This window comes from Enterovibrio norvegicus FF-33, assembly GCF_000286835.2.
Lineage (GTDB): Bacteria > Pseudomonadota > Gammaproteobacteria > Enterobacterales > Vibrionaceae > Enterovibrio > Enterovibrio norvegicus_A.
The window spans coordinates 1,358,487-1,378,522 of the sequence record NZ_AJYD02000038.1; the positions used below are offsets into that span (position 1 = coordinate 1,358,487).

The window sequence follows — 20,036 nt, forward strand, 5'->3', positions numbered from 1 at the left end:
AAAATATACGCGCTTGGTATCTAGGCTAAACGCGTATATCCGAACTTACTGCTGTAATCTAAATAGCAACAGAGCGGTAGAACAACCGTTCGTAGCGTTTGCCATCAACCAGTCTAATCAGGCGTGAAATTGTTCCAACGATCACCAAGACAAAAATGAGCCTTCCCCAGAAAATGGTGTTGAAATCCGCGCCGATCACCAGCATGAGAATGGTATCTTCTATCAAGCTATGAAGCAGTCCCAACAGGGTAATGGCAGTGAAAACATCACGAGGCGGAATATGGCCTTTTCTTGCTTCATTGACTAATAAACCACCACCATAAGACAGACCCAACGTAATGCCAATTAACGTCAGGTTAGTGGCTTCTTGGCTAATACCAAGTAATCGTAAAAACGGGCTAAGTGCTTTGGCAATTAAGCGTTCGATACCGAGCACTTTCAACAGGTTTAACATCAGAATAAGGGCAAGAATAATAACGAATACAATGCCAAGATTTTGCACTTGATTAAGCGCCCAGTCGGTGAGAGGGATGTCGCCAGAGACTGAAGTTTGCCAGATGATTTGTGCGGGATCTTGCAATGAACCTGTTGTGCTGTAAATCAGTTGTAATATCCATGCAAAGAGCAAAGCACCGCCGACGCGGCTGACAATGGCCCACCACACTGAGACGCCTGACTTTTTCGCTAAGCTCACTTCAATCGGCATGGAGTGTGCTAGCAAAATCATACAGCTTAGAATTGACGCTTGAGCCACTGTCATGGGTACGTCAAGGTTGACCAATATGACCAAAGAAGAATAGATGTTAATGAACATCGCGGTGGCCCAAACCAACCCCATTTCACTGGGAAGACCAACCAACTGCATGAGCGGCGCGATGAAATCTGAAAACCACTCAACGCCGCCCATTTCTTCAAAAATCTTTACAAAAATAATGGTCGGGATCATGACCTTGTACAGAGTGGTCGCCACGTTCACGCTGTCTTTAAATGTACGGCTTAGAAATTCCTTTATTCCGCTCATGTTTTTCCTGGTCTCTACAAATAGCTACAGTGCTTTTTCGGCTATCCTAACTTGTTTTTTTTGTTTGGTAATTCTAAAATTTGCGATTCATCACGATGATCGAAAAAGAACGTTACGCTGTATTGGTCCATACACTGACAATAAAATGAAAAGATCATGAATTTCAACACAACAGAACTCGACGCGATGGATGACCGTTATCGCGCTAAATTTATAAACAGTCTTTCCGGTTTTAAGAGCGCTAATTTGATTGGGACTACAGATGCCAAGGGCAATCACAATCTCTCGATTGTTAGTTCTGTTTTCCACATCGGCGCCAATCCCCCGCTAGTGGGCATGATCTGTCGGCCCCACACAGTCACTCGTGACACGTTGGAAAACATTCAAGCCTCGGGTGTGTATACCATTAACCAAGTATGTGTCGATGTATGGAAGCAGGCGCATCAGACTTCTGCACGTTATCCCGCTGACGTATCTGAATTCGAGGAATCGGGATTAACGCCAGAGTGGGTAGATGGAATTGCTGCGCCTTATGTTGCAGAAAGCCGCGTGAAATTTGCTTTAGAAGCCCGTGAAACCCAAACGCTGGCCATCAATGGAACGGTGTTGATCATTGGTGAAATCGTGCAAGTCATTGTCGATGAAGAAGCGATTTCAGAGGATGGTTATATTGACATTGAAGCGTTGGAAACGGTGGCGATATCAGGGTTAGACAGCTATCACGTCACCAACCGTCTTGCCCGACTTCGCTATGCAAAACCGGGCAAGAATGTGGAGGAGATCTAGGCTTTTAATGCCCTATAGTAGGTCAACTATCGATATCTCTAATTCAAACAGCGCCACCCTCTGGTACAACAATGGGTAAATCCATGCAGCCATAATCCAATCCTAATTGGCTCAATAAACAAGTGAGTTGCCCACGATGGTGAGTTTGGTGGTTGAAGAGGTGTTGGCAGTATTCGCCCACGAACTTAGTGAGGCTCTTTCCTTCAGTGTTTGTGTAAGTAAATGGTTTAGAAGTGACATCTTCAGTCAGGTGTTCAACCATCGACAAAATGATGACGTCCAGTTTTACTCTAAGTGGCATAAATTCATCAAGGCTTGGCGCGAAAGTATCGTTGATGGCACGAGAAATGGGCATGCCATCTAATGATGACTCATCCAAGCCAGCAACGTGATTGGCTGCTAGGCGCTGAAGCATGATGAGGTCGCCAAACATAATGTGATTCCAGTGATCAAGCACACTCGGGAAAAAGGCGTGGGCATCTTGATTCAACTGCTCGTCGCTGAGTTGGCGGCAAACACCTAAAAGGTTCGCATTGATGCGCTGATTGTATCGCGCCATCATTCTAAAATTCGATTGTAAGTCCATATCATGCTCCCTGCAGGCTGTTTTTGAGTCTTGTTGCACTCTTAATCTACGCTGTTTTCTTACAAAGGATCGCCATTTTTATTGATTGCATGAAGTGTTAGACCATCTGGACCGTTACCCGTAGCGATCCATGGTGAGAGGCATTCTCTGTCTTCCACACAAGGGTCGGTGAGCGATTCGACAAACGCTATAAGCGGGAGGACTTCTTTATCGCTTAATGAGATACGCGGCAGTTTGGACTGGCCTTCACTGCGTAACGTTTGCAGTTGCTTCAACGCGGGGCGTGTGTTTGTCAGTAACATTGAGGCCTGAATATCTTGGTCCAGTTCGCTGTAATCGAATTGCGTAATAGCCTGCTGCGGATTGGCGTGATGCAAAATAACCTGTTTAAGTGAAGAATAAGCGCCAGCATGGCCCCAAGGCGAAGTTTTTGTCACGTTGAGGAGTGATGGTGTCCGAAATGCATAGCGATCATTATCTGCGCCAGTGACATACCATCGGCCTTGATCCATTGTGCTGTCTTCTTTACCTCGGCCAATTTGAGGCATTGCGATAACGTGGAAATCCTCATCAGTAAAATTGTCCCCTGAGTGGCAATTCACACATCCAGCACCACCTTGTTGAGGCTCATTAAAAAACAGCAGCGCACCTTTTTTTGCATTTTTTGATAGTGCGGCCATATCGCCCTGCACATATTGCTTCCAAGGAGTGTTGGTAAACACCATTGAGCGCTCATATTCGCCCAGCGCCAGTGCGATATTGCCGTAGGTGATCAAGCTTTCGGCGTCGGTATCTGGTTGGTTGAACACGTCGCGAAATTCGTCTAACCATCGATTCTCGTCTAACTCGTGTTCGAATCCCGATGCGCCCTGTAGGCGGTTGGCGAGATGGTTCCGCACATCAGCATTGGTTCCATCAGATTCAAACTCAAACCCGCGCATCTCTTCTTTTGAGGTGACAGGAAAACGTGTTTGGGCAACGGTCAGGTTGATACCAGCATCTGGGTCGGCCATGCCCAAAGAAACGTCTGGCGTAGCAATCCCTCCTATGGCGCCATTTTGCCCTGGAACAGGAAATAGGCTCTCGATTCGACCGTCGTGAAATATTGAACGATCCCAAAGACCCATATTGAAAACAGTAGGCGAGTTGCGTGGCACTGTTGGACCGCCGTCATAGTGCTCTGAAGAGCTGCTGTGACGTCTACCTGGGCCAAGAACGTCTGGCTCTTCAGCACCTACACCAATGGGAAGTGCGAGCCCATCAGCACCTCCTAATGTGGGATAGTGGCATGACACGCAGGCCGTATCTTTGTCTCCACCAAGCGCTTTGCTAAAAAAGAGCGCTTTTCCGAGTTGTGGTAACGGTTCTGAAATATGCGGAAGCGTTCGTCCCTCCGCGGGGTCACCGGTAAAATTATGCTTGGCAATTTCTTTGCTCAATTGGTAGTTGAGCCAAAAATCTTCGTTACAGCCTGACAGCGAAATCAGGATGAGAAATATCACGGATGTTTTCCAAACAAAATTAACCATTGTGTGTTTTGCCTATGAGTGGTCGCTTTTTAAAGAGATCAACATTGAGAATGCTAGCATCAGAGTAATTTTCAATTTGTCTTGATATTTAGGCAGTCTCACGCATGGGAAACATATCATTTTTGCATCGAGATCTATTTGAGATTCCAGGTATAATTGGATCAGCCGCACAATTATCCAAGTTAACATTGAGTGTATATTTGATGGGCTTAAGGCATTGCATCTTGACCAAAAAATGGCTCCAGGTGAGCTGGCACAACTCTGACCAGAAAAACTAAGATTGATAAATCGAACGTTCGTGCTATTAATGAAATAACGCAGGACAGAAGTTACTCATGAGCAAAAAGAGTCAGACCAGAGAGCAGATATTATCTATTGCATTTGAAATGGCGAGTCAGGAAGGGTTGGAAAGCCTAACCATTGGCGAGCTAGCAAAACGCGTGGGTATGTCGAAAAGTGGATTGTTTGCGCACTTTAATTCACGCAGTAACCTACAAGCAGCCGTTGTGGCTTATGCCGGAGAGCGATTCGCAGAGCGAGTGATCGCACCCTGTAGAGAAGCCTTGCATGTGTCCATAGAAGCAAAAATTCGCCACATGCTGGATAACTGGCTGACATGGAACAGTTCGTTTCAAGGTAGTTGTATGTTTCTTGATGCGTGGCGTGAAAGCCACACGGACGATGATCCTATGCAGAAAGTGCTGGAGGCGACCATCAAGAAATGGCTTCACTACCTTCACATTCAGTTTGAACGAGGCATAGAACTGGGTGAGTTTCATGACGATATGGATTGCTGGCAAACAGTGTATGAGTTGTATGGGCTATACCTGAGTAGCCATTTGTTTAGGACCTTGGGTCTGGAAAGTAACGGGGCACAAAAATTTTGGACGGGCATTGATGAATTGTTCGCTCGCACACGTAAACTCACGAATTAATTTAATTTTCATCAATGAGTAAAGCAGTCTTTAAGTCGGTCTGTTTTTTTATTCCAACATAAAAGCACGACCGTACTAAAAATAAAGGGATGTGAAATGAGCAGCAAAATCTACTTCGGTAAAAATAAGCGATTTAGTTTCCGTCGCAGTGCGTTGAGTATTGCTTCTCGGCTTCATCATCGCATTGCCCCAAAGCATGCGTTGAAAACGGCTCGACGGATTTTCCTGACGCCAGCGAAAGGAAAAGAGAATAACGCGGCACCGACAAGTATGCTGATCAAAGCGGTCGATACGTCGGAAGGGAAAATGATGACTTACCAGTTGGGGAGTGGCCCTGTTTGGCTGTTGACCCATGGTTGGTCAGGGTCAGCAAACCAATTTTTTCCGTTAATGGAACACATTGCTCAGGCGGGTTATACGGCGCTGGCTTACGACCATCCCGGCCACGGTAAAAGTGAAGGAAAAGAGGGTAGTATCCCCGCGTTTCTTAACGCGCTAGACGGCATATTGATACATCAAGATGAGATTGAAGGTGTTATCGCGCACTCTATGGGCGGCGCGACCTTGCTTGAAAGTGACCATGTTTGCCTTCATGGCAAGCCCATCATTCTTGTTGCTCCTGTGCTGAAATATTGGGAAAACTTATTTGGTACCGTTGAAGCCTCGGGTTATTCAATGAAGCTGTTTCACGCAGTCGTGGAAGATGTGGGTAAGCGCTATAACACGACGATTGAGAGTATCGATCCATTTGAAAAACTCGCCCAACGCCAATCTCCAATCACTATCGTTCACGACAGAGGGGACAAGTTCGCTCCGTTTTCGGTGTCAGAATTGGCGACGGAATTTTCGCATGTGTCGCTAGTGGCAACGGAAGGGTTAGGCCATGGGCGTGTGTTGAAAAGTGATCCATTAAAAGAAGCGTTTTTGCGCATCGCTGATAAAGCATAAAGGGCTATTGTGTTATGCTTTGGCTCGCTCTCATCTGTCTTTCTGTTTATTCGTCGATAAGGTAATCCTTTGAAAAAAATTGCTGTTTTTGTTGATGTGCAAAATGTGTATTACACAACCCGACAAGCATATGGTCGCCAGTTTAACTATCGTTTGTTGTGGAAAAACCTCGCTCACATGGGGGAAGTTGTCTCAGCAACGGCGTACGCCATTAACCGTGACGATGACCAGCAAATTAAGTTTCAAGATGCTCTGCGTCACATTGGCTTTGAGGTCAAACTTAAGCCGTTTATTCAGCGTAGTGATGGAAGCAGCAAAGGTGACTGGGATGTTGGGATTGCTATTGATGTGATGGAAGCTGCACCCAAAGTCGACATGGTGGTGTTGTTGTCTGGCGATGGTGACTTTGATGTTTTGATGGACAGAGTACGGGAAGGGTATGGTAAAGAGGCGGTGGTGTTTGGCGTACCGACTCTAACTGCCAATTCACTGGTAAACAGCGTTGACCGTTTTATTCCTATCGAAGACGATATGTTGCTGTAACTATTTCTATAGATCGCGCTTTAGCAAGACGAGCTCTGGCGCGGGTTCTATTCCAGACTCAAGCACAAAGCCTAATCGTCCTAACAGCGCCAAACTGCGAACATTGTGAGGGTGCGTAATGGCGACAATTTTTGAGAGCTTGAGGGTGTTTGTTGCCAATTCAATCATTGCTTGTGCCGCTTCTGCCGCATAGCCTTTCCCTTCGTACTCAGGGAAGAATCCATACCCCAAGTCGATGTCATCTAATGAATCTCTTTTGATCAATCCACAGATACCGATCGGTAGACCGCTTTGTTTTTCCTCGACGGCAAACAACCCCATATGGGCATGCGTATACATAGGCATGAGTGATGCACGAAGATAAACGGCTGCATCTATAACGCTTCCAATGTTCTTATCACCCACAAAACTCAGAAACCCTTCGGTATTGTAAAGGCGATGAATAAACGGTGCGTCTTTATCGTTTAGACGGCGCAGCGTCAAACGTTTGGTTTCGAGTATGAATTTTGATGAAGGCATAACTGATTCTTATTAAAAAAAGCGACTAAGGAATAGCAGTTGAAATAGAACATCCTTGAAAAAACATACAAAGAAACGAGCCCTGCTTAGGGCTCTTGACAAGTTTCAGGCTAAAAAAGTTACTTACCGGCGATGTTCAATCGCGCAAAGCGAATCAGTGGCGCAAAAAAACAACCGTCATAGTTTGGCATCACGGTGCTACCTACGGCTTCGACTTCTTTGATCATGGTGTAGAAGTTACCGGCCACGGTGATGCCACGAACCGGTTTCAGACGCTTACCATCTCGGCAGAGGAAGCCGCTTGCTCCAAAGGAGAACTCACCGCTGATAGAATCTGCACCTGAATGGACACCTTGCAGTTCAACCAATTCGAGATATTCACCCGCGGTGACTTCAGCTTCGCTGCTCGTGCCTGCTGAAATGACATCGTGACGTGATGACACACTCAGGGTACCTTTTGCTGAACGGCCTGCGTTAGCAGTGTGTGCAACGCCGAAATGTGCGGAAGTGGCTGAATTGTGCAATAAGCCAACCAATGTCCCATTTTCAATTAGCGGTGTGTCGGCGGTTGCGAAACCTTCGCCATCAAACGCTTTGATGGAAAAGCCCCCTGGCATGTAAGCGACATCTTTGAATGTCAGCAAAGGACTCATCACTTGCTCGCCAACTTTATCTCGCCATGGGTTAGTGCCTCGTTTGGCGGACTCGCCTGAAAAACAGCTACCAAATGCGCCGAGTACATCGTTCAGGGAGTCTTGCTCGAAAATGACCGAGTATTGACCTGTTGCGATGGGCTCACCTTCCAGCAAGGCGTCTGCCATTTCATAGGCATCGTTGATGATTTTGTCAGGCGATAATCCATCAAAAGTACGCGCGATAGACGCCGCTACATGCATAGCTTGTTTGTCATTGTGATCGATCAAGGCAGCGGTATAGCAACTGAATGTGCGCTCTTGATGCGAGCAGCGTGTACCGAGTGTATTGCCAAGCAATACGGTGGCGCTGTTTTCGCTGTAACCGTTATAAGGGGCAGATTTCGCCAATGGTTTTTCACGAATACGGCTTTCTAACGACAACGCCAGCTCAATTTTTTGCTCGGGTGTTGCACTGTCTTGTTGGAATATTTCCGGGTACTCAGTACGCAAAATTAACCCTTCAGAACGAATTTTCTGGTACGGGTCTTTCTTGGTAAAGCTGGCATTGGTGAGTGCTTGATTCACCATCTGCGACAAATTTTCAGGCTCTAAGGACTCTGAATAACTGATGGCAATGTGTTCGTCTTTGATCACGCGAACACCAATCACCTGACTGGCTGTTACCTTGTACTCAGACAACTCACCCTGGTCGGATTTTAAGCTAAAGCTTTCGCTGCTGGATGCAATAACATCCGCCTGTGCGCCCTGTTTTTTCGCCAGCTCTAAAACGTGCTCGACGGCCTGTTCTAACGTATTAGTCTCACTCATTAGCTACCGCCTCCCACTAAAATATTGTCTACTTTCAATGCAGGTTGACCTACAGTCGTTGGCACTGAACCACTGACTGAACCACACATGCCTGCTGCCAACTCAAAGTCTTTGCCGACCATGCTGATCTCTTTCAGCACTTTTGGTCCGGTGCTGATCAGAGTGGCAGATTTAAGCGGCGTGGTGACTTTGCCGTTTTCAATGAGATAGGCTTCTTGAACGGCGAAGTTGAACTCGCCCGTGCCAGGTTGCACTGAACCACCGCCCATTTTCTTGGCGTAAATACCGCGTTCAATGCCGCCAATCATATCTTCAAGCTCGTCATTACCTGCCTCAATGTAGGTATTACGCATACGTGAAGTTGGCGCGTATTTGTAAGATTCACGACGACCAGAGCCTGTGCGGGCGAAGCCGGTTTTCAGGCTACCCATATGATCGACCATAAAGCTGGTGAGCTTACCGTCTGTGATCAATTGCGTGTGCTGGGTTTCCATGCCTTCATCATCGATGTTGATTGAACCCCATTCGTTTTTCATCAAGCCATCATCAACGGCATTCACGACAGGATTGGCAATCATTTCGCCCATTTTGTCGTGGAAGACGGAGGCTTTTTTCGCCACTGAGGTAGTTTCGAGCAAGTGACCACATGCCTCGTGGAAAATCACACCGCCAAAACCATTACCGATAACAACGGGCATTTCACCGGAAGGACACGCCGCCGCACCGAGTTTAATCAGGGCTTGCTTGGCTGCCATCTCGCCTAATGCTTCAGGATTAACTTGGCCATTGAACTCCCAGCCAGAGAGCATGCCAGGCGCTTCATAACCGGTAGATTGCTCGTTACCGTGTGTTGCGACAACAGAAGACGCAATACGCGTGTAGTGGCGAGTATCTTGAATGTGTAAACCCGTCGAGTTGAAGATTTCGATTTGCTGCTCGCGCTGCATAATACGACTGATTACTTGGGAGATTTTATCGCTTTCTGCACGCGCTTTTGCATCGACACGCTTGAGGAATGCAATTTTCTCTTCAACGTGGTTGTTAGCAGAGAAGGGCATTGTCACGGGGTGACGGTCACTATTGACGGTTAGGTTTAATGCGCCAGCATTCACGATTTGGTCGCGTTTGTCTTTCGCGCATAGTAAAGAGGTAACTTGTTTGAGTTTTTCTTCATCTTGACTGTTGGTGTAGCCGTAAAGAACTTTGTGACCAAAGAACAGTCGAATACCGATCCCGAAATCAATGCCGGAGTTAACTTTATCAACATCACCGGACAGCACTTCAACACTACCCGAATGGTGTCGCTCAATGAACAATTCCGCAAAATCAGCGCCTAGAAATAGGGCATGATCAATCACTGCTTTGGCAGTGTTCGTATTTAGCATTTCTTCCTCCTGAAAAAAGAGTCAGCTTCTTATACCTTCAGAGTATCAGTTAGGTTCAAACGCACCAATCATCTTTCCCTTTTAGTGATATAGGAATAATCAATTAGTTAGCGTTTGTTTAAATATCAACCAGTAATCACAAACGCGAAAGCGAAAACTTGAATTTAATCCTCAATGAGTCAAGAAAAGCGCTTTGCTCTGTTAGCTGTCTTGATACACTTCCTGCTATGAGCGTCACGCTGTGCAAAATTGGATTTAAAAATGGCTGTAAAACTGACGAAAAAAGTTCCGACAAACATCATCACAGGATTTCTTGGCGTGGGTAAAACCACCGCCATACTCTCTTTGCTTAAACAAAAGCCGGAAAATGAAAGCTGGGCCGTGCTAGTGAATGAATTTGGTGAAGTGGGGGTTGATGGTGCGTTTCTCAGCGAACAGGGCGCATTGGTAAAAGAAGTGCCGGGTGGTTGCATGTGCTGTGTGGCAGGGCTTCCGATGGCGATTGGTATCAATGCACTTCTGGCACAGAACCCTGATCGTCTTCTGATTGAGCCGACGGGACTGGGACACCCGAAAGACATTATCGGCAAGCTGTTGTCGGAACACTACGCCAATTATATTGAGCTCAATGCCACCATTACCTTGGTCGATCCCCGCAATTTCGCGGATGCACGTTACACTGAGAATCAGAACTTTCGCGATCAATTGGCCTTGGCTGATGTTGTTGTTGCGAACAAAACCGATTTATCTTCTGTGGATGACATCGCCGCGTTTGATGATTATGTCGCAAGCTCAGAGATCCCTAAGCAGGCATCAGGCTATGTAGAACAAGGGCAATTGAACCCCGATTGGCTTATGTTACCGCGCATTGACCGTGAGGCGCAGTTTGCTCATCATCATTCTCATGACGACGATGAGATGCCTGCATTCGAATTGGCGCCAGGTGAAAAATTTCGTCGCAAAGAGAACAAAGGCCAGGGGTATGTAAGCTGTGGTTGGGTATTCGAACCCAATACATTGTTCCCGTTCGACTCGCTTTATGGTCTCTTTGCCAATCTTAATGCGGAGCGCGTGAAAGCTGTGATGAACACCGACGATGGCATGTTTGCGTTTAACGTCGTTAACCAAATCGTGTCAGTCAGTCCGATCAGTTTAACGGGCGTGGAATCAAGGGCTGAGGTCATTGATAAAAAACCTTTGCCATGGGATGAGCTGGAAGAGATTCTTTTATCATTCGTGATGAAGTGACCTTATGCCCCGAGCAACTAGCCTGAGATGCCCGATGTGTTGTCGGGCTTCTCGATCCTTAAGGAGTGCAGATATTGTCACCAGAAGTATATGCAAAATTTGAACGCTATCCACCACACGTCAAAGATCAATTGATGCGTATTCGTTCACTGATCTTTGCGGTTGCCAAAACGCTTGATAAAGGTGTGGATGAAGGCCTCAAGTGGGGGGAGCCTAGCTATATGGTAAACGGCGGCACAGCGGTTAGGATTGATTGGAAGCCTCAGTCTTCGACGTCTCTGTTTCTCTTTGTGAACTGCAAAACTAAGTTGGTTGATACTTTCCGTGAAGTTCTGCCCGATGCGTTTGAATATCAAGGGAACCGCGCGTTAAAGTTTGATCTTAATGCAGACATACCCGAAGAAGCACTGCGACTTTGTATCAGTGTGGCTTTTACCTACCAGAAGCGAAAAACCCTACCTTTGTTAGATTTGTAATGTCATATTTTGCAACATACTCATTCATGCCTTAATTACTGTGCAATGATGCGTAAAAATCCGTCATAAATTTTGCTGTTCCCCATAAAAAATGAACAATAGCCAAACTAAAAATTATAACTGAGTGCAAATTGGGAGTAGACACATCGTTTCCAGTTGCAGCTCTGGCGGTTGTCTGGGAACACGCATGCTTACACGCTTAATCTATGCCTACGGAAGTACACTTTACATTCAAATATGGGAGGAACGTCTTCGAGTTTTAAACGCAAAGACAGGAAAGGTCTTTGACGAGCAGCCTCTAATTGCTTGGAAACCAACGGGTCCCGTGCAAAAACGTATCGTGGCGATAGGTAACGCCGCGCAAGCGCTAAAATATGATATTGATATAATAGTAAGTAACCCGTTTTCGCATCCGAGAAGCTTGATTGCAGATTACACTGCCGGTGAAACAATCATTCATCATGCAATTTCACAGGTGACTCCTCGTTCTTTTTTTTCTCCTAAAATTCAGGTGATCTTACATCCAATGGAAAAGATAGAAGGAGGCTTGACGGATATTGAGAAGAAAGCCCTACGCGATATGGCCTACGAAGCGGGCGCAAAAAATGCGTATGTGTACTGGGGGGATACTTTGCCTTCTCAGCACCTGCTAAACGCAGGGCTGAAAGAAATCCATATAGCCAATATTGAGCCGTAGCGTTAAACGTGGGTTATGCGGGAAGCATGTTATTTCTGGCTAATCCACGTTTTACATTGGTGCAGAGTTTTCCGAAGCGTCGAATCTCATCAAATTGCGGCGTCACGCCGCGAGACATTTCAGACTCCCAATAAGAAAGTTCGGAATCCACCAACTCCAACAGCTTTTTAGGGCAGCCGATACAGCTGTTATCGGGTCCGCAGACAAAAGTTTCGGGTTCGTAAAGTGGCAGTTCCATCTTCACTTGTTGGATAATGTTTTTCATTGCGTCCATGCGAGTCGGTTTCTTGTTCATCATAGAGACTCGCTCATTGCGGGAGCAGGATTTTATTCCTCTGCAATAAGCTTGTCGAGCTTTAGGTTTGAGACACGTAATTCCCTTGCTGATTAGATATCTTTGGTGCAAGTTAGAAGAAATAACCCGCAAAGGAATGACACATGCCTACAGTCACCTCACCTTATACTGGCCAATGTCTTTGTGGCCAAATCCGCTACGAAGTTGATCATATCGAGCCGAATATGGGTCACTGCCATTGCTCCATGTGCCGTAAATTTCACGGTGCCGCGTTCGCCACTTTTGGCGAGGTAAAAGCGGAAAGTTTCCGTTTCGTTGCGGGTCGCGATCTTTTGAAAGCTTATGTTGCGGATAACGGAACGAAACGCACATTTTGTTCTCATTGCGGTTCAAGCCTGCTATTTGAACCTGCCAACAGTGACGGCAGCTTGGTTGAGTTCACGCTTGGCACGTTAGATAGCGAGATACCCATTAAGCCTGACGCACATATTTTCACTAAATACGGCGCGCAGTGGCATGATATTACTGATGATTTACCGACATTTTCTGAGGGTAGGGAATTGGATAGCTCGCAGTAAGTGTTTTATAACGTACCGTCAGCATTGGCAAAAAGCCGAAGACAGCTGTTAGACGGCTTTTTCCATCACGTAATTGGTGAAGACTTGGCCCTGCTTTTCAATCTGTTGAACTTTAACGACGTGAAAGCCCATACGTTCGTAAAAAGGTTTGGCGGTGATACTGACGTGGGAAAAGTAACGGGAAAGTTCTGAATTTTTCTTGCCCTCCCTGAACAGGGTTTTCATCAACGTTTTTCCCACACTCTTACTTTGGAAGTCTGCATCAACAAAAAAATGGTCAATATAGCCGTCTGACCGCAGGCCAGCATAGCCTGCTATCTTGTCATTGATGATGGCGACAAAAGGTTGTATTCGTTGCATGCGATCACACCAAGCAGCCTCATTGCACTCATCGGGTGCCCAAACTGCGACTTGCTCTGGCGTGTAATCACGGATGTTTATTTGCCTGATGGTCTTGTAAAAAAGCTGCCACAACATCATTTCTTCGCCAGCACGCATCTTACGAACAGTGATCATGGTTTTGTTGATCTTAGTGTTTGGACTTTGAAGTAAGTGAAGCTGAGTACTATGAATATCGCAATAAACACGGCGGAGTCTATAGCGACCTTTGTGATGCTAAATGGTTGAGTGAATACATCGTATGCAAATCCAAACTGCTTCAGCAAAAGATCGGACAAGCTACTCGAGGCAACGGCGAAGATAATAAGCCATACAGTGGGCAATCTCGGGGCGTTCATTGTGGTCTTCTTTGTTGTGTATCTTATCTAAACAATACAATAAGCTGCATAAAAAAGGGCAGCGTAAGCTGCCCTGAGTGATGGTGTTTGTGAGCTTACGCATAACTCGCGGTAAGCATTTGCCAGTTACGTTTCTGCTCAATGAAATCCCCTTTGAGGATTTGCAGCTGCTGAACCAAAATGGCTTTCTCATATTTTTTCAGAAGATTCTGTTTTCTCATGTCAATCAAGCGTTTCTTAGCTTCATAGTATTCGCTCATGCGAACAACCAACGCATCATATTCTTGTTCAATCGCTTGTAAGCGCTGTGAAGCATTCGGCGTCACGCTTAAGCGCGCTTGAATATTCTTAAGCAGCATAGTGGCGCGCGCTTTCTCGATACGATCTTGTGGTGTAATACGAAGTTTCGTGGTTAGGCCTAGCCAGCTACTCGCTTTGATTAACCATTTGGTTGGGTCGAACTGCCACCAATAAATACCGTTGCGATAATCGTTTTCAAAGATATGGTGGAAATTATGATAGCCCTCACCGAAAGTGAAAAATGCCAAAATACCATTGTCACGCGCGGTATTTTTTGCGGTGTAAGGTTGCTTACCCCAGATGTGCGCCAGAGAATTAATAAAGAAGGTGGTGTGGTGACTGGCGACAACGCGCACAAAACCAATCAGGATGATTGCACCCCAAATATCGCCATGAAGTACACCAAAAAGGATTGGGATACCGAAGTTTGTCGCCAGCAGTAAAGGAAGATAATACTTGTGCTGCCACATAACGACCTTGTCTTTTTGTAGGTCACGACAGTTGCTGTAATCCGAATAGCGGTGCTTTTGATATTCACGAAGCATCCAGCCGATGTGTGAATACCAGAATCCACGTTTTGCCGAATAAGGGTCAGTGTCGTTGTCATCCACATGGCGATGGTGAACGCGGTGATCTGATGACCAATGAAGAATGCTATTTTGAAGCGCAAGTGCGCCGCCCAATGCAAAGATGCCCTTAAGGATAGGATGCGCTTGGTAGGTTTTATGTGACCAAAGACGGTGGTAGCCCGCTGTGATAGACATACCCGCGAACGTAAACATGGCAACAAACATAGCGATTTGTGCTAGATCGAAGCCGTAGAAATAAGCCCAGAGTGGCGTGCCAATGACCGCGACGGAAAAAGTGACCGTAAAGACCATAACATTGAGCCATATAACGGGAGGTTTTTGTGCTTGATTCGATTCCATTTTAAATACCGCAAAATTCCAGCGTACACATGTAAGCTAGAATAGGGCGAGCTTGTTAAAGGGTCAAGATGGTCATTAACAGTTTGTCGCAATTTTGTCGATTTAACCGCCTTTATTCTTTTGAAAGTAAAAAAAGAGTGAAACGTATTGAATACATTTCATTCTCCCATTGACGAAGTTGCTGGGCGAACTAACGCAATACGATATTGCCGCGTTGATAATGCAGGCCGTTGTCTATGTCGTCACTGATCAGAAATGCACCGTCCAGATCAACCATTATGGCGGTGGCGGCAACGGGCAATGCCGCTCGCATGGCAATCGAACTTCCTAGCATACAACCGACCATGATTTGCAGCCCCGCTGTGCGTGCTGCTTGTTCCAATTCGAATGCTGCCGTTAACCCGCCGGTTTTATCAAGTTTGATGTTCACCATTTGGTATTTGTCGACCAAAGCGATGACATCGTCGGCGGTGTGACAGCTTTCGTCTGCACAAAGCGGAATTGGGCTCGCAATGTTTCTCAAACCTTCATCGTTGTCAGCGGGGAGAGGCTGCTCCACCATGGCAATGTTGAGCGATGTGATTTGATTGAGAGTGGTGGCAATATCCAGTGATCCCCAAGCCTCGTTTGCATCAACAACCAATGTGGTATCTGGTGCGACGGCGCGAACGGCGGCCAAGCGCTCATACACCAAATCAGCATCCAATTTTACCTTAATCAGTGTTGCGCCTTGTTCGACATAACCTTTGGCTTCGTCAGCCATATCTTGTGGCGAACCAATTGAAACTGTCATGGCGGTTTGGATGGTTTGTGGCAAAGAGAAATTGTCGGGGAAATTGTCTGTTTCTAGGTCCCATAATGCGCAATCCAACCCGTTTCGCGCCGCACCGGGTGGTAAAAACGACTTCAGTGAGGTGCGGTCAAATAGCGTGTTGTTGACCGACTCAATTTCGGCGAGCACGCTGTCAAAACTCTCCCCGTAGCGGCCTGTTGGTGAGCATTCTCCCACCCCCACTTTTCCGTTCTTTTCGATGCTCACTTGTATGACCTCGGCGGTCGTTCGACTGCCTCGAGAAATCGTAAATGGACGCTTCAAGGTGTAAGTGACTATATTGGCTGAAATCTTCATCGCGTTACTCCTCAAATACGTGAATTAGATTATCGACAATATTGTCTACACCAAAACGCACGGGATCGGTGGCGGGTAATCCGTATTGGTTAGAGAGGGAGTCTAAATAACGCTTAGCTTCGTCTTCGCTCAGTGCTGAAGTATTAATCGCCAAACCCACAAAACGAGGATTCGGATTAGTGAGCTTTGCTAATCGAACGGCGAGCTCCATGATGTCGGCAATGTTTGGAATAGGCATGTGTGGCAAATGACGAATAGTGTCGCGATTCGCCTCATGACACAGAACAAGTGCATCAGGTTGTGCGCCATGGAGTAGCCCCATTGTGACACCGGAAAATGCCGGATTAAGCAGTGAACCTTGACCTTCGACTAGCTGCCATTGGTTTGGCTCACAGTCAGGTGATAACGCCTCCGTCGCGCCTGCGATAAAATCTGAAACGACTGCATCAACGGCAATTCCGTTTCCTTCAATCAAAATACCGGTTTGGCCAGTGGCGCAGAAGGTGGCGGATAGTCCGCGTGCTTTCATGGTTTTTTCTAGCGCGAGCGTGGTGAACATTTTGCCGACAGAACAGTCCGTGCCCACCGTCAATAGGCGCTTACCTGAACGCTTGATGCCAGTGCCTACTGGGAGCGTTTCGTTCGAATGGCGAAGGTCAAACAAAGCGGTACCTGATTTTTCTGCCGCTTCGGCAATGGCAGGGGTATCGGCCAACCTCTGGTGTAATCCGGAAGCCACATTCATGCCTGCATTTAGCGCTTCTACAATATACGGAACAAAATGGGGTGCGAGTACGCCACCCGCATTAGCCATACCCAAGACTAAGGTTTTTGCCCCATCCTTCGCCGCAGTTTGAATGTCGATGTCAGGTAAGTTCAGTGACGGAACATCGTCGTTCAAACGCAACTGTCCCATGCATTTTTCGGGACGCCAGTAGTGAATGCCTCGTGCGGTTTTAATGGCGAGTGGGTCTTTGCTTTCGCCCAACATGAGCAGGTAGGGGAATGGAATGTTCATAGATCTCCTTGTCATATTTGACGATTAGAATGTTTCATTTTCGCTTTATCTTCACTATAGAAGCCAACGCGGACGGTGATAAATGCCGTTTATGTTTCGCTGATGCCAAACCGTTATCAAAATGGGATAAAACTGTGATGAGTGTAGGGTTAAGTGCCGGAATTAAGTTTCAGATACCGATATACTCGTGCTTTCTAACTTGCTGAGTATTTCCTCAAATGAGGTTGAAAGTTTCGGATGAACATTGAAAGTAAATGGTTGGAAGACTTTCTCGCCTTGGCGGAAACCCGCAATTTTTCGGGTGCCGCTGGTCTTCGAAATATCACCCAGCCTGCGTTTAGTCGGCGTATCCGAATGTTAGAGCAATCGGTTGGTGCTGAGCTTGTTGATCGAAGCCAAACGCCCGTCGCGCTAACCGCCAGTGGGCGCATATTTCGCGTGACCGCTCGCACATTGGTCAACCAAATGGTTGAAGGGATCAGCCATATCTCTGCCCTGAATTACTCTGATGGCAGCGTCGTTCGTATTGCCTCAGCTCACTCGTTGGCGCTGAATCTTACGCAATCCATTCAAGCGCAATTTTCGGATGAATCTCGTCCCATGCTGAGTGTGGATGCCATGAATGTCGACGAAGCAGTCGATGCATTGCGAGAAGGTGAATGTGATGTGCTGTTAGCCTTCGACAATGAACATCTTAAATTAGCGCCCTATGAGCACATCAAAGTCGGTACAGCGGATTTATTGCCCGTTTGCGCGGCGGATAATAAGGGGCAGCCAATTTATCATTTCGAACACGACAATGTTCCTTGGCTTGCTTTTACACCCACCTCATACATGGGGCGTCAGACAGAAACTGTTCGCCATGAAGTGAGTTTGAAACCTGTCTTTTTGTCGTCCATGGTGGATATGCTCAAGCTTCAAGCCTTGAATGGATTGGGTGTGGCGTGGCTGCCTGATTTTGCGATAAGAACAGAGCTGTCCCAGGGGCGTTTGGTGGTGATGAAAAACAAAGCGTTGAACCGACGGGTTTCTTATTATGCTTATCGCTACCAATCTCGGCTTCATCCTTCAGGTGAAAAAATCTGGGCGGCATTGAAAAAAATAGCAACCGATAACTCGTTCAACTAGATAAGGAAATCGGTTGAAGGGACGAGAATCGCGATTTATGTGATCGCTGACCTGCTATATTTCTTGAACGCGCTGCCGATAAAAGAATAAATGGCTCCCGCCTACTGCGTCGGTGAGGAGTTCAAGGCTATTGTTTGTTGACGCTGGGGGTGTCATGTCGTTTAAAGAACCTATCCCGAATTTCGTCAAAGCCATGGGGCATCGCGTTGTCAGCTACATTCTGAATATTTCAGAAGCGGAAGCTAGGCATGCTCTACAGCATCAAGGGAAACTCTCTGCAAAACAGGAAGACACAGTCACTTCTTATGTGCAGCTTTGTCGTCAAATGCGTGCTGTCGCCGTATCGCAGGGGGACATCGAACAGTCATTTTTCCATCGGCTTCCCCATGTGTTGCAAAATGGGCAGCACATCTTTTCTGTATGGCGTCGGCAAAATGGCGGTGTCACGCCGTCTTTTAACAATAGTGATCCGCTAGCGCGAAGTTTAGCGACTGTCGCCGCGGAGCTTTATCCCTTGTTTCTGGTTAAAGCCGGTGCGCGTCCGCATTTGTTTTATCGTGCTTCTGGCTATTTGAGCGCCGCAATTTCCCATCTGCCAGGCAATAAAACCCTATATCGTCATTTCATTGAAGACCGCTCATTTGAGCGGGTGTTTGAAGTGATCGGCAATGAGCCGAGTGAAACCTTTGGTCACTACGTGGATTCGAAAGGAAAACGAGGGGTGATCACGTTGTCATCGTTGCCTGCCGCGCTTTTGATCAATAGCTACGATCTGATGCGCGTTCGTGGGCCTGTCAGTGCCGAAATGTTCGTCAATACCGTCCTAGAAATGCTAGAAATCGCACGCAGCGTAGCAGATGGTGAAGTCGCGCAGATCCCTCTGTTTGTTGGATTTCGCAATGCGGCATTGGTTGATTTCGATGAACTCGAAACCAAATGGGGCACCTTGCGCCGTTACACTCCGTCCATTGCTGAATATGTCTTGCAACTGCCTAGTCAAATGGCAAAACGCAAAGACAGTGGTTTCATGCTCGAATCGGGCTATGCCTATGCCATCAACAGTGGTGACTTGCTGGATGACGACGATTGGCCGAGCGAGGTGTTGGAAGCAGAAAGCGATAAGGTTTCCACTGAACTCAATATCACGCTTTGCATGGCCATGTGCTTTTTGAGTGATTCACCGCCCTTTGTGGCGCCGGAATGGGCATGGCATATCGATCCATTCTCTCTGGAAGGCGCAAAGGGTGCAGTTGATACCGTCAAAGAGGCGGATGAACCCGTGAGTATTACTAATGGTGTTTTGGACGAGCTAGAGAACTGGAGTTTGCTGCTTGAAGACACCGATTCAACAGGTATTCGCCTTGCGTTTACGCGATTGTTCAGCGCTGCACGTCAACCTGATCGTCTTGATGGGTTATTGGATTCAATATTGGCACTTCGCAACATCTTTGGTGCAGGGAAAGACGCCGATGATGTTCCTCAAGCGGTAGGCGAATTGATCAGCGGCAATGCTAACGAAGCCATGGAGTTGGCAGAAAGCCTGTCTGATGATTGGAACAATATCTTAAGTGGCGAAGCTTGGTGGGATAGCGAAGAAATTCGTGAGAAGACCATGTCGTGTATTTCACTGTGTTTGACCAGCCTGCACCATCTGTATCTTAAATGGCCGACTATGGTTAGCGATCCCGATCGCCTTCAACGCATTATTGCGGCGAACGGCAAACCGATTGCCTGTTAGTTCAGGTTCGTGAAGGTTATACATCACACATTTTGATCACATAACGGG

21 protein-coding genes are annotated in these 20,036 nt (G+C 46.8%); 10 read left to right on the forward strand and 11 right to left on the reverse strand.

All coding sequences use genetic code 11. The features are described 5' to 3' along the window. Positions 1–58 precede the first annotated feature (58 nt). Positions 59–1,021, reverse strand: a complete 963-nt coding sequence (locus A1OO_RS14250; protein ID WP_016958559.1) for a hypothetical protein — start codon at positions 1,019–1,021, stop codon at positions 59–61. Positions 1,022–1,177: 156 nt separating this feature from the next. On the opposite strand from A1OO_RS14250, the gene A1OO_RS14255 reads away from it, so the two are divergent. Next, the gene (locus A1OO_RS14255) at positions 1,178–1,807 is read left to right on the forward strand and encodes a flavin reductase family protein (RefSeq protein ID WP_017003414.1); all 630 of its coding nucleotides are present in this window, start codon (positions 1,178–1,180) and stop codon (positions 1,805–1,807) included. Positions 1,808–1,850: 43 nt separating this feature from the next. On the opposite strand, the gene A1OO_RS14260 is transcribed toward A1OO_RS14255, so the two are convergent. After that, positions 1,851–2,393 (reverse strand): DinB family protein, encoded by a 543-nt coding sequence (locus A1OO_RS14260; protein WP_017003415.1) that lies wholly within the window; start codon positions 2,391–2,393, stop codon positions 1,851–1,853. 59 nt (positions 2,394–2,452) lie between these two features. After that, positions 2,453–3,895: a cytochrome-c peroxidase gene (locus A1OO_RS14265; RefSeq protein ID WP_241819124.1), complete on the reverse strand. Its 1,443-nt coding sequence runs from the start codon at positions 3,893–3,895 to the stop codon at positions 2,453–2,455. 362 nt (positions 3,896–4,257) lie between these two features. Here A1OO_RS14265 and A1OO_RS14270 point away from each other — a divergent pair, with 362 nt between their 5' ends. The 3 genes from A1OO_RS14270 (at position 4,258) to A1OO_RS14280 (ending at position 6,348) form a co-directional block, all read left to right on the forward strand. Beyond that, entirely contained in the window at positions 4,258–4,857 is a 600-nt protein-coding gene (locus tag A1OO_RS14270) for a TetR/AcrR family transcriptional regulator (protein WP_016958563.1), read from the forward strand. Between the two features lie 96 nt (positions 4,858–4,953). Beyond that, positions 4,954–5,805, forward strand: a complete 852-nt coding sequence (locus A1OO_RS14275) for an alpha/beta hydrolase (protein WP_017003417.1) — start codon at positions 4,954–4,956, stop codon at positions 5,803–5,805. Positions 5,806–5,874: 69 nt separating this feature from the next. Next, a complete protein-coding gene (locus A1OO_RS14280) occupies positions 5,875–6,348 on the forward strand; it encodes an NYN domain-containing protein (protein ID WP_016958565.1) in 474 nt (157 codons plus the stop codon). Positions 6,349–6,354: 6 nt separating this feature from the next. On the opposite strand, the gene A1OO_RS14285 is transcribed toward A1OO_RS14280, so the two are convergent. The 3 genes from A1OO_RS14285 to A1OO_RS14295 form a co-directional block, all read right to left on the reverse strand. Further along, on the reverse strand, positions 6,355–6,867 hold the full coding sequence (locus tag A1OO_RS14285; RefSeq protein ID WP_016958566.1) for a GNAT family N-acetyltransferase: 513 nt from the start codon (positions 6,865–6,867) through the stop codon (positions 6,355–6,357). Between the two features lie 119 nt (positions 6,868–6,986). Then, positions 6,987–8,330: a TldD/PmbA family protein gene (locus A1OO_RS14290; RefSeq protein WP_016958567.1), complete on the reverse strand. Its 1,344-nt coding sequence runs from the start codon at positions 8,328–8,330 to the stop codon at positions 6,987–6,989. Next, positions 8,330–9,715 (reverse strand): TldD/PmbA family protein, encoded by a 1,386-nt coding sequence (locus A1OO_RS14295; RefSeq protein WP_016958568.1) that lies wholly within the window; start codon positions 9,713–9,715, stop codon positions 8,330–8,332. Before A1OO_RS14295 ends, A1OO_RS14290 begins: the two co-directional genes overlap by 1 nt. 261 nt (positions 9,716–9,976) lie before the next feature. Here A1OO_RS14295 and A1OO_RS14300 point away from each other — a divergent pair, with 261 nt between their 5' ends. From A1OO_RS14300 to A1OO_RS14310, 3 genes are all read left to right on the forward strand, one after another. Then, positions 9,977–10,963 carry a CobW family GTP-binding protein gene (locus tag A1OO_RS14300; RefSeq protein WP_016958569.1) on the forward strand — a complete coding sequence of 329 codons (987 nt, stop codon included), beginning with the start codon at positions 9,977–9,979 and terminating at the stop codon, positions 10,961–10,963. 74 nt (positions 10,964–11,037) lie between these two features. Continuing rightward, on the forward strand, positions 11,038–11,439 hold the full coding sequence (locus A1OO_RS14305; RefSeq protein WP_017003418.1) for a DUF1801 domain-containing protein: 402 nt from the start codon (positions 11,038–11,040) through the stop codon (positions 11,437–11,439). Positions 11,440–11,626: 187 nt separating this feature from the next. Beyond that, the gene (locus tag A1OO_RS14310; RefSeq protein ID WP_017003419.1) at positions 11,627–12,136 is read left to right on the forward strand and encodes a rod shape-determining protein; all 510 of its coding nucleotides are present in this window, start codon (positions 11,627–11,629) and stop codon (positions 12,134–12,136) included. 13 nt (positions 12,137–12,149) lie between these two features. Here A1OO_RS14310 and A1OO_RS14315 read toward each other — a convergent pair whose 3' ends face one another. Then, complete coding sequence (locus A1OO_RS14315; RefSeq protein WP_026023870.1) at positions 12,150–12,431, reverse strand: hypothetical protein; 282 nt, start codon at positions 12,429–12,431, stop codon at positions 12,150–12,152. Positions 12,432–12,574: 143 nt separating this feature from the next. Between A1OO_RS14315 and A1OO_RS14320 the strand changes: the two genes are divergently transcribed. Next, on the forward strand, positions 12,575–13,009 hold the full coding sequence (locus tag A1OO_RS14320) for a GFA family protein (protein WP_016958573.1): 435 nt from the start codon (positions 12,575–12,577) through the stop codon (positions 13,007–13,009). Between the two features lie 48 nt (positions 13,010–13,057). Here A1OO_RS14320 and A1OO_RS14325 read toward each other — a convergent pair whose 3' ends face one another. The 4 genes from A1OO_RS14325 to dgcN form a co-directional block, all read right to left on the reverse strand. After that, entirely contained in the window at positions 13,058–13,525 is a 468-nt protein-coding gene (locus A1OO_RS14325) for a GNAT family N-acetyltransferase (protein ID WP_016958574.1), read from the reverse strand. A 316-nt stretch (positions 13,526–13,841) separates the two neighbouring features. Continuing rightward, positions 13,842–14,975, reverse strand: coding sequence for an acyl-CoA desaturase (locus A1OO_RS14335; RefSeq protein WP_017003421.1), 1,134 nt, complete (start codon positions 14,973–14,975; stop codon positions 13,842–13,844). Positions 14,976–15,165: 190 nt separating this feature from the next. After that, on the reverse strand, positions 15,166–16,104 hold the full coding sequence (locus tag A1OO_RS14340; RefSeq protein WP_017003422.1) for an enolase C-terminal domain-like protein: 939 nt from the start codon (positions 16,102–16,104) through the stop codon (positions 15,166–15,168). 4 nt (positions 16,105–16,108) lie between these two features. After that, positions 16,109–17,122 carry an N-acetyltransferase DgcN gene (dgcN, locus tag A1OO_RS14345; RefSeq protein WP_016958578.1) on the reverse strand — a complete coding sequence of 338 codons (1,014 nt, stop codon included), beginning with the start codon at positions 17,120–17,122 and terminating at the stop codon, positions 16,109–16,111. Positions 17,123–17,359: 237 nt separating this feature from the next. On the opposite strand from dgcN, the gene A1OO_RS14350 reads away from it, so the two are divergent. Both A1OO_RS14350 and A1OO_RS14355 read left to right on the forward strand, forming a co-directional pair. Beyond that, complete coding sequence (locus A1OO_RS14350; protein WP_017003423.1) at positions 17,360–18,250, forward strand: LysR substrate-binding domain-containing protein; 891 nt, start codon at positions 17,360–17,362, stop codon at positions 18,248–18,250. Between the two features lie 154 nt (positions 18,251–18,404). Beyond that, the gene (locus tag A1OO_RS14355; protein WP_241819126.1) at positions 18,405–19,988 is read left to right on the forward strand and encodes a hypothetical protein; all 1,584 of its coding nucleotides are present in this window, start codon (positions 18,405–18,407) and stop codon (positions 19,986–19,988) included. The last annotated feature ends 48 nt before the right edge of the window (positions 19,989–20,036 follow it).

What these genes read in the sequence shown, in the direction of transcription:
- A1OO_RS14260 (WP_017003415.1), bottom strand. Translation starts at nt 2,393, where the DNA reads ATGGACTTACAATCGAATTTTAGAATGATGGCGCGATACAATCAGCGC.
- dgcN (WP_016958578.1), bottom strand. Translation starts at nt 17,122, where the DNA reads ATGAACATTCCATTCCCCTACCTGCTCATGTTGGGCGAAAGCAAAGAC.
- A1OO_RS14255 (WP_017003414.1), top strand. Translation starts at nt 1,178, where the DNA reads ATGAATTTCAACACAACAGAACTCGACGCGATGGATGACCGTTATCGC.
- A1OO_RS14325 (WP_016958574.1), bottom strand. Translation starts at nt 13,525, where the DNA reads ATGATCACTGTTCGTAAGATGCGTGCTGGCGAAGAAATGATGTTGTGG.
- A1OO_RS14275 (WP_017003417.1), top strand. Translation starts at nt 4,954, where the DNA reads ATGAGCAGCAAAATCTACTTCGGTAAAAATAAGCGATTTAGTTTCCGT.
- A1OO_RS14340 (WP_017003422.1), bottom strand. Translation starts at nt 16,104, where the DNA reads ATGAAGATTTCAGCCAATATAGTCACTTACACCTTGAAGCGTCCATTT.
- A1OO_RS14310 (WP_017003419.1), top strand. Translation starts at nt 11,627, where the DNA reads ATGCTTACACGCTTAATCTATGCCTACGGAAGTACACTTTACATTCAA.
- A1OO_RS14250 (WP_016958559.1), bottom strand. Translation starts at nt 1,021, where the DNA reads ATGAGCGGAATAAAGGAATTTCTAAGCCGTACATTTAAAGACAGCGTG.
- A1OO_RS14335 (WP_017003421.1), bottom strand. Translation starts at nt 14,975, where the DNA reads ATGGAATCGAATCAAGCACAAAAACCTCCCGTTATATGGCTCAATGTT.
- A1OO_RS14290 (WP_016958567.1), bottom strand. Translation starts at nt 8,330, where the DNA reads ATGAGTGAGACTAATACGTTAGAACAGGCCGTCGAGCACGTTTTAGAG.
- A1OO_RS14350 (WP_017003423.1), top strand. Translation starts at nt 17,360, where the DNA reads ATGAACATTGAAAGTAAATGGTTGGAAGACTTTCTCGCCTTGGCGGAA.
- A1OO_RS14355 (WP_241819126.1), top strand. Translation starts at nt 18,405, where the DNA reads ATGTCGTTTAAAGAACCTATCCCGAATTTCGTCAAAGCCATGGGGCAT.
- A1OO_RS14315 (WP_026023870.1), bottom strand. Translation starts at nt 12,431, where the DNA reads ATGAACAAGAAACCGACTCGCATGGACGCAATGAAAAACATTATCCAA.
- A1OO_RS14320 (WP_016958573.1), top strand. Translation starts at nt 12,575, where the DNA reads ATGCCTACAGTCACCTCACCTTATACTGGCCAATGTCTTTGTGGCCAA.
- A1OO_RS14285 (WP_016958566.1), bottom strand. Translation starts at nt 6,867, where the DNA reads ATGCCTTCATCAAAATTCATACTCGAAACCAAACGTTTGACGCTGCGC.
- A1OO_RS14295 (WP_016958568.1), bottom strand. Translation starts at nt 9,715, where the DNA reads ATGCTAAATACGAACACTGCCAAAGCAGTGATTGATCATGCCCTATTT.
- A1OO_RS14300 (WP_016958569.1), top strand. Translation starts at nt 9,977, where the DNA reads ATGGCTGTAAAACTGACGAAAAAAGTTCCGACAAACATCATCACAGGA.
- A1OO_RS14270 (WP_016958563.1), top strand. Translation starts at nt 4,258, where the DNA reads ATGAGCAAAAAGAGTCAGACCAGAGAGCAGATATTATCTATTGCATTT.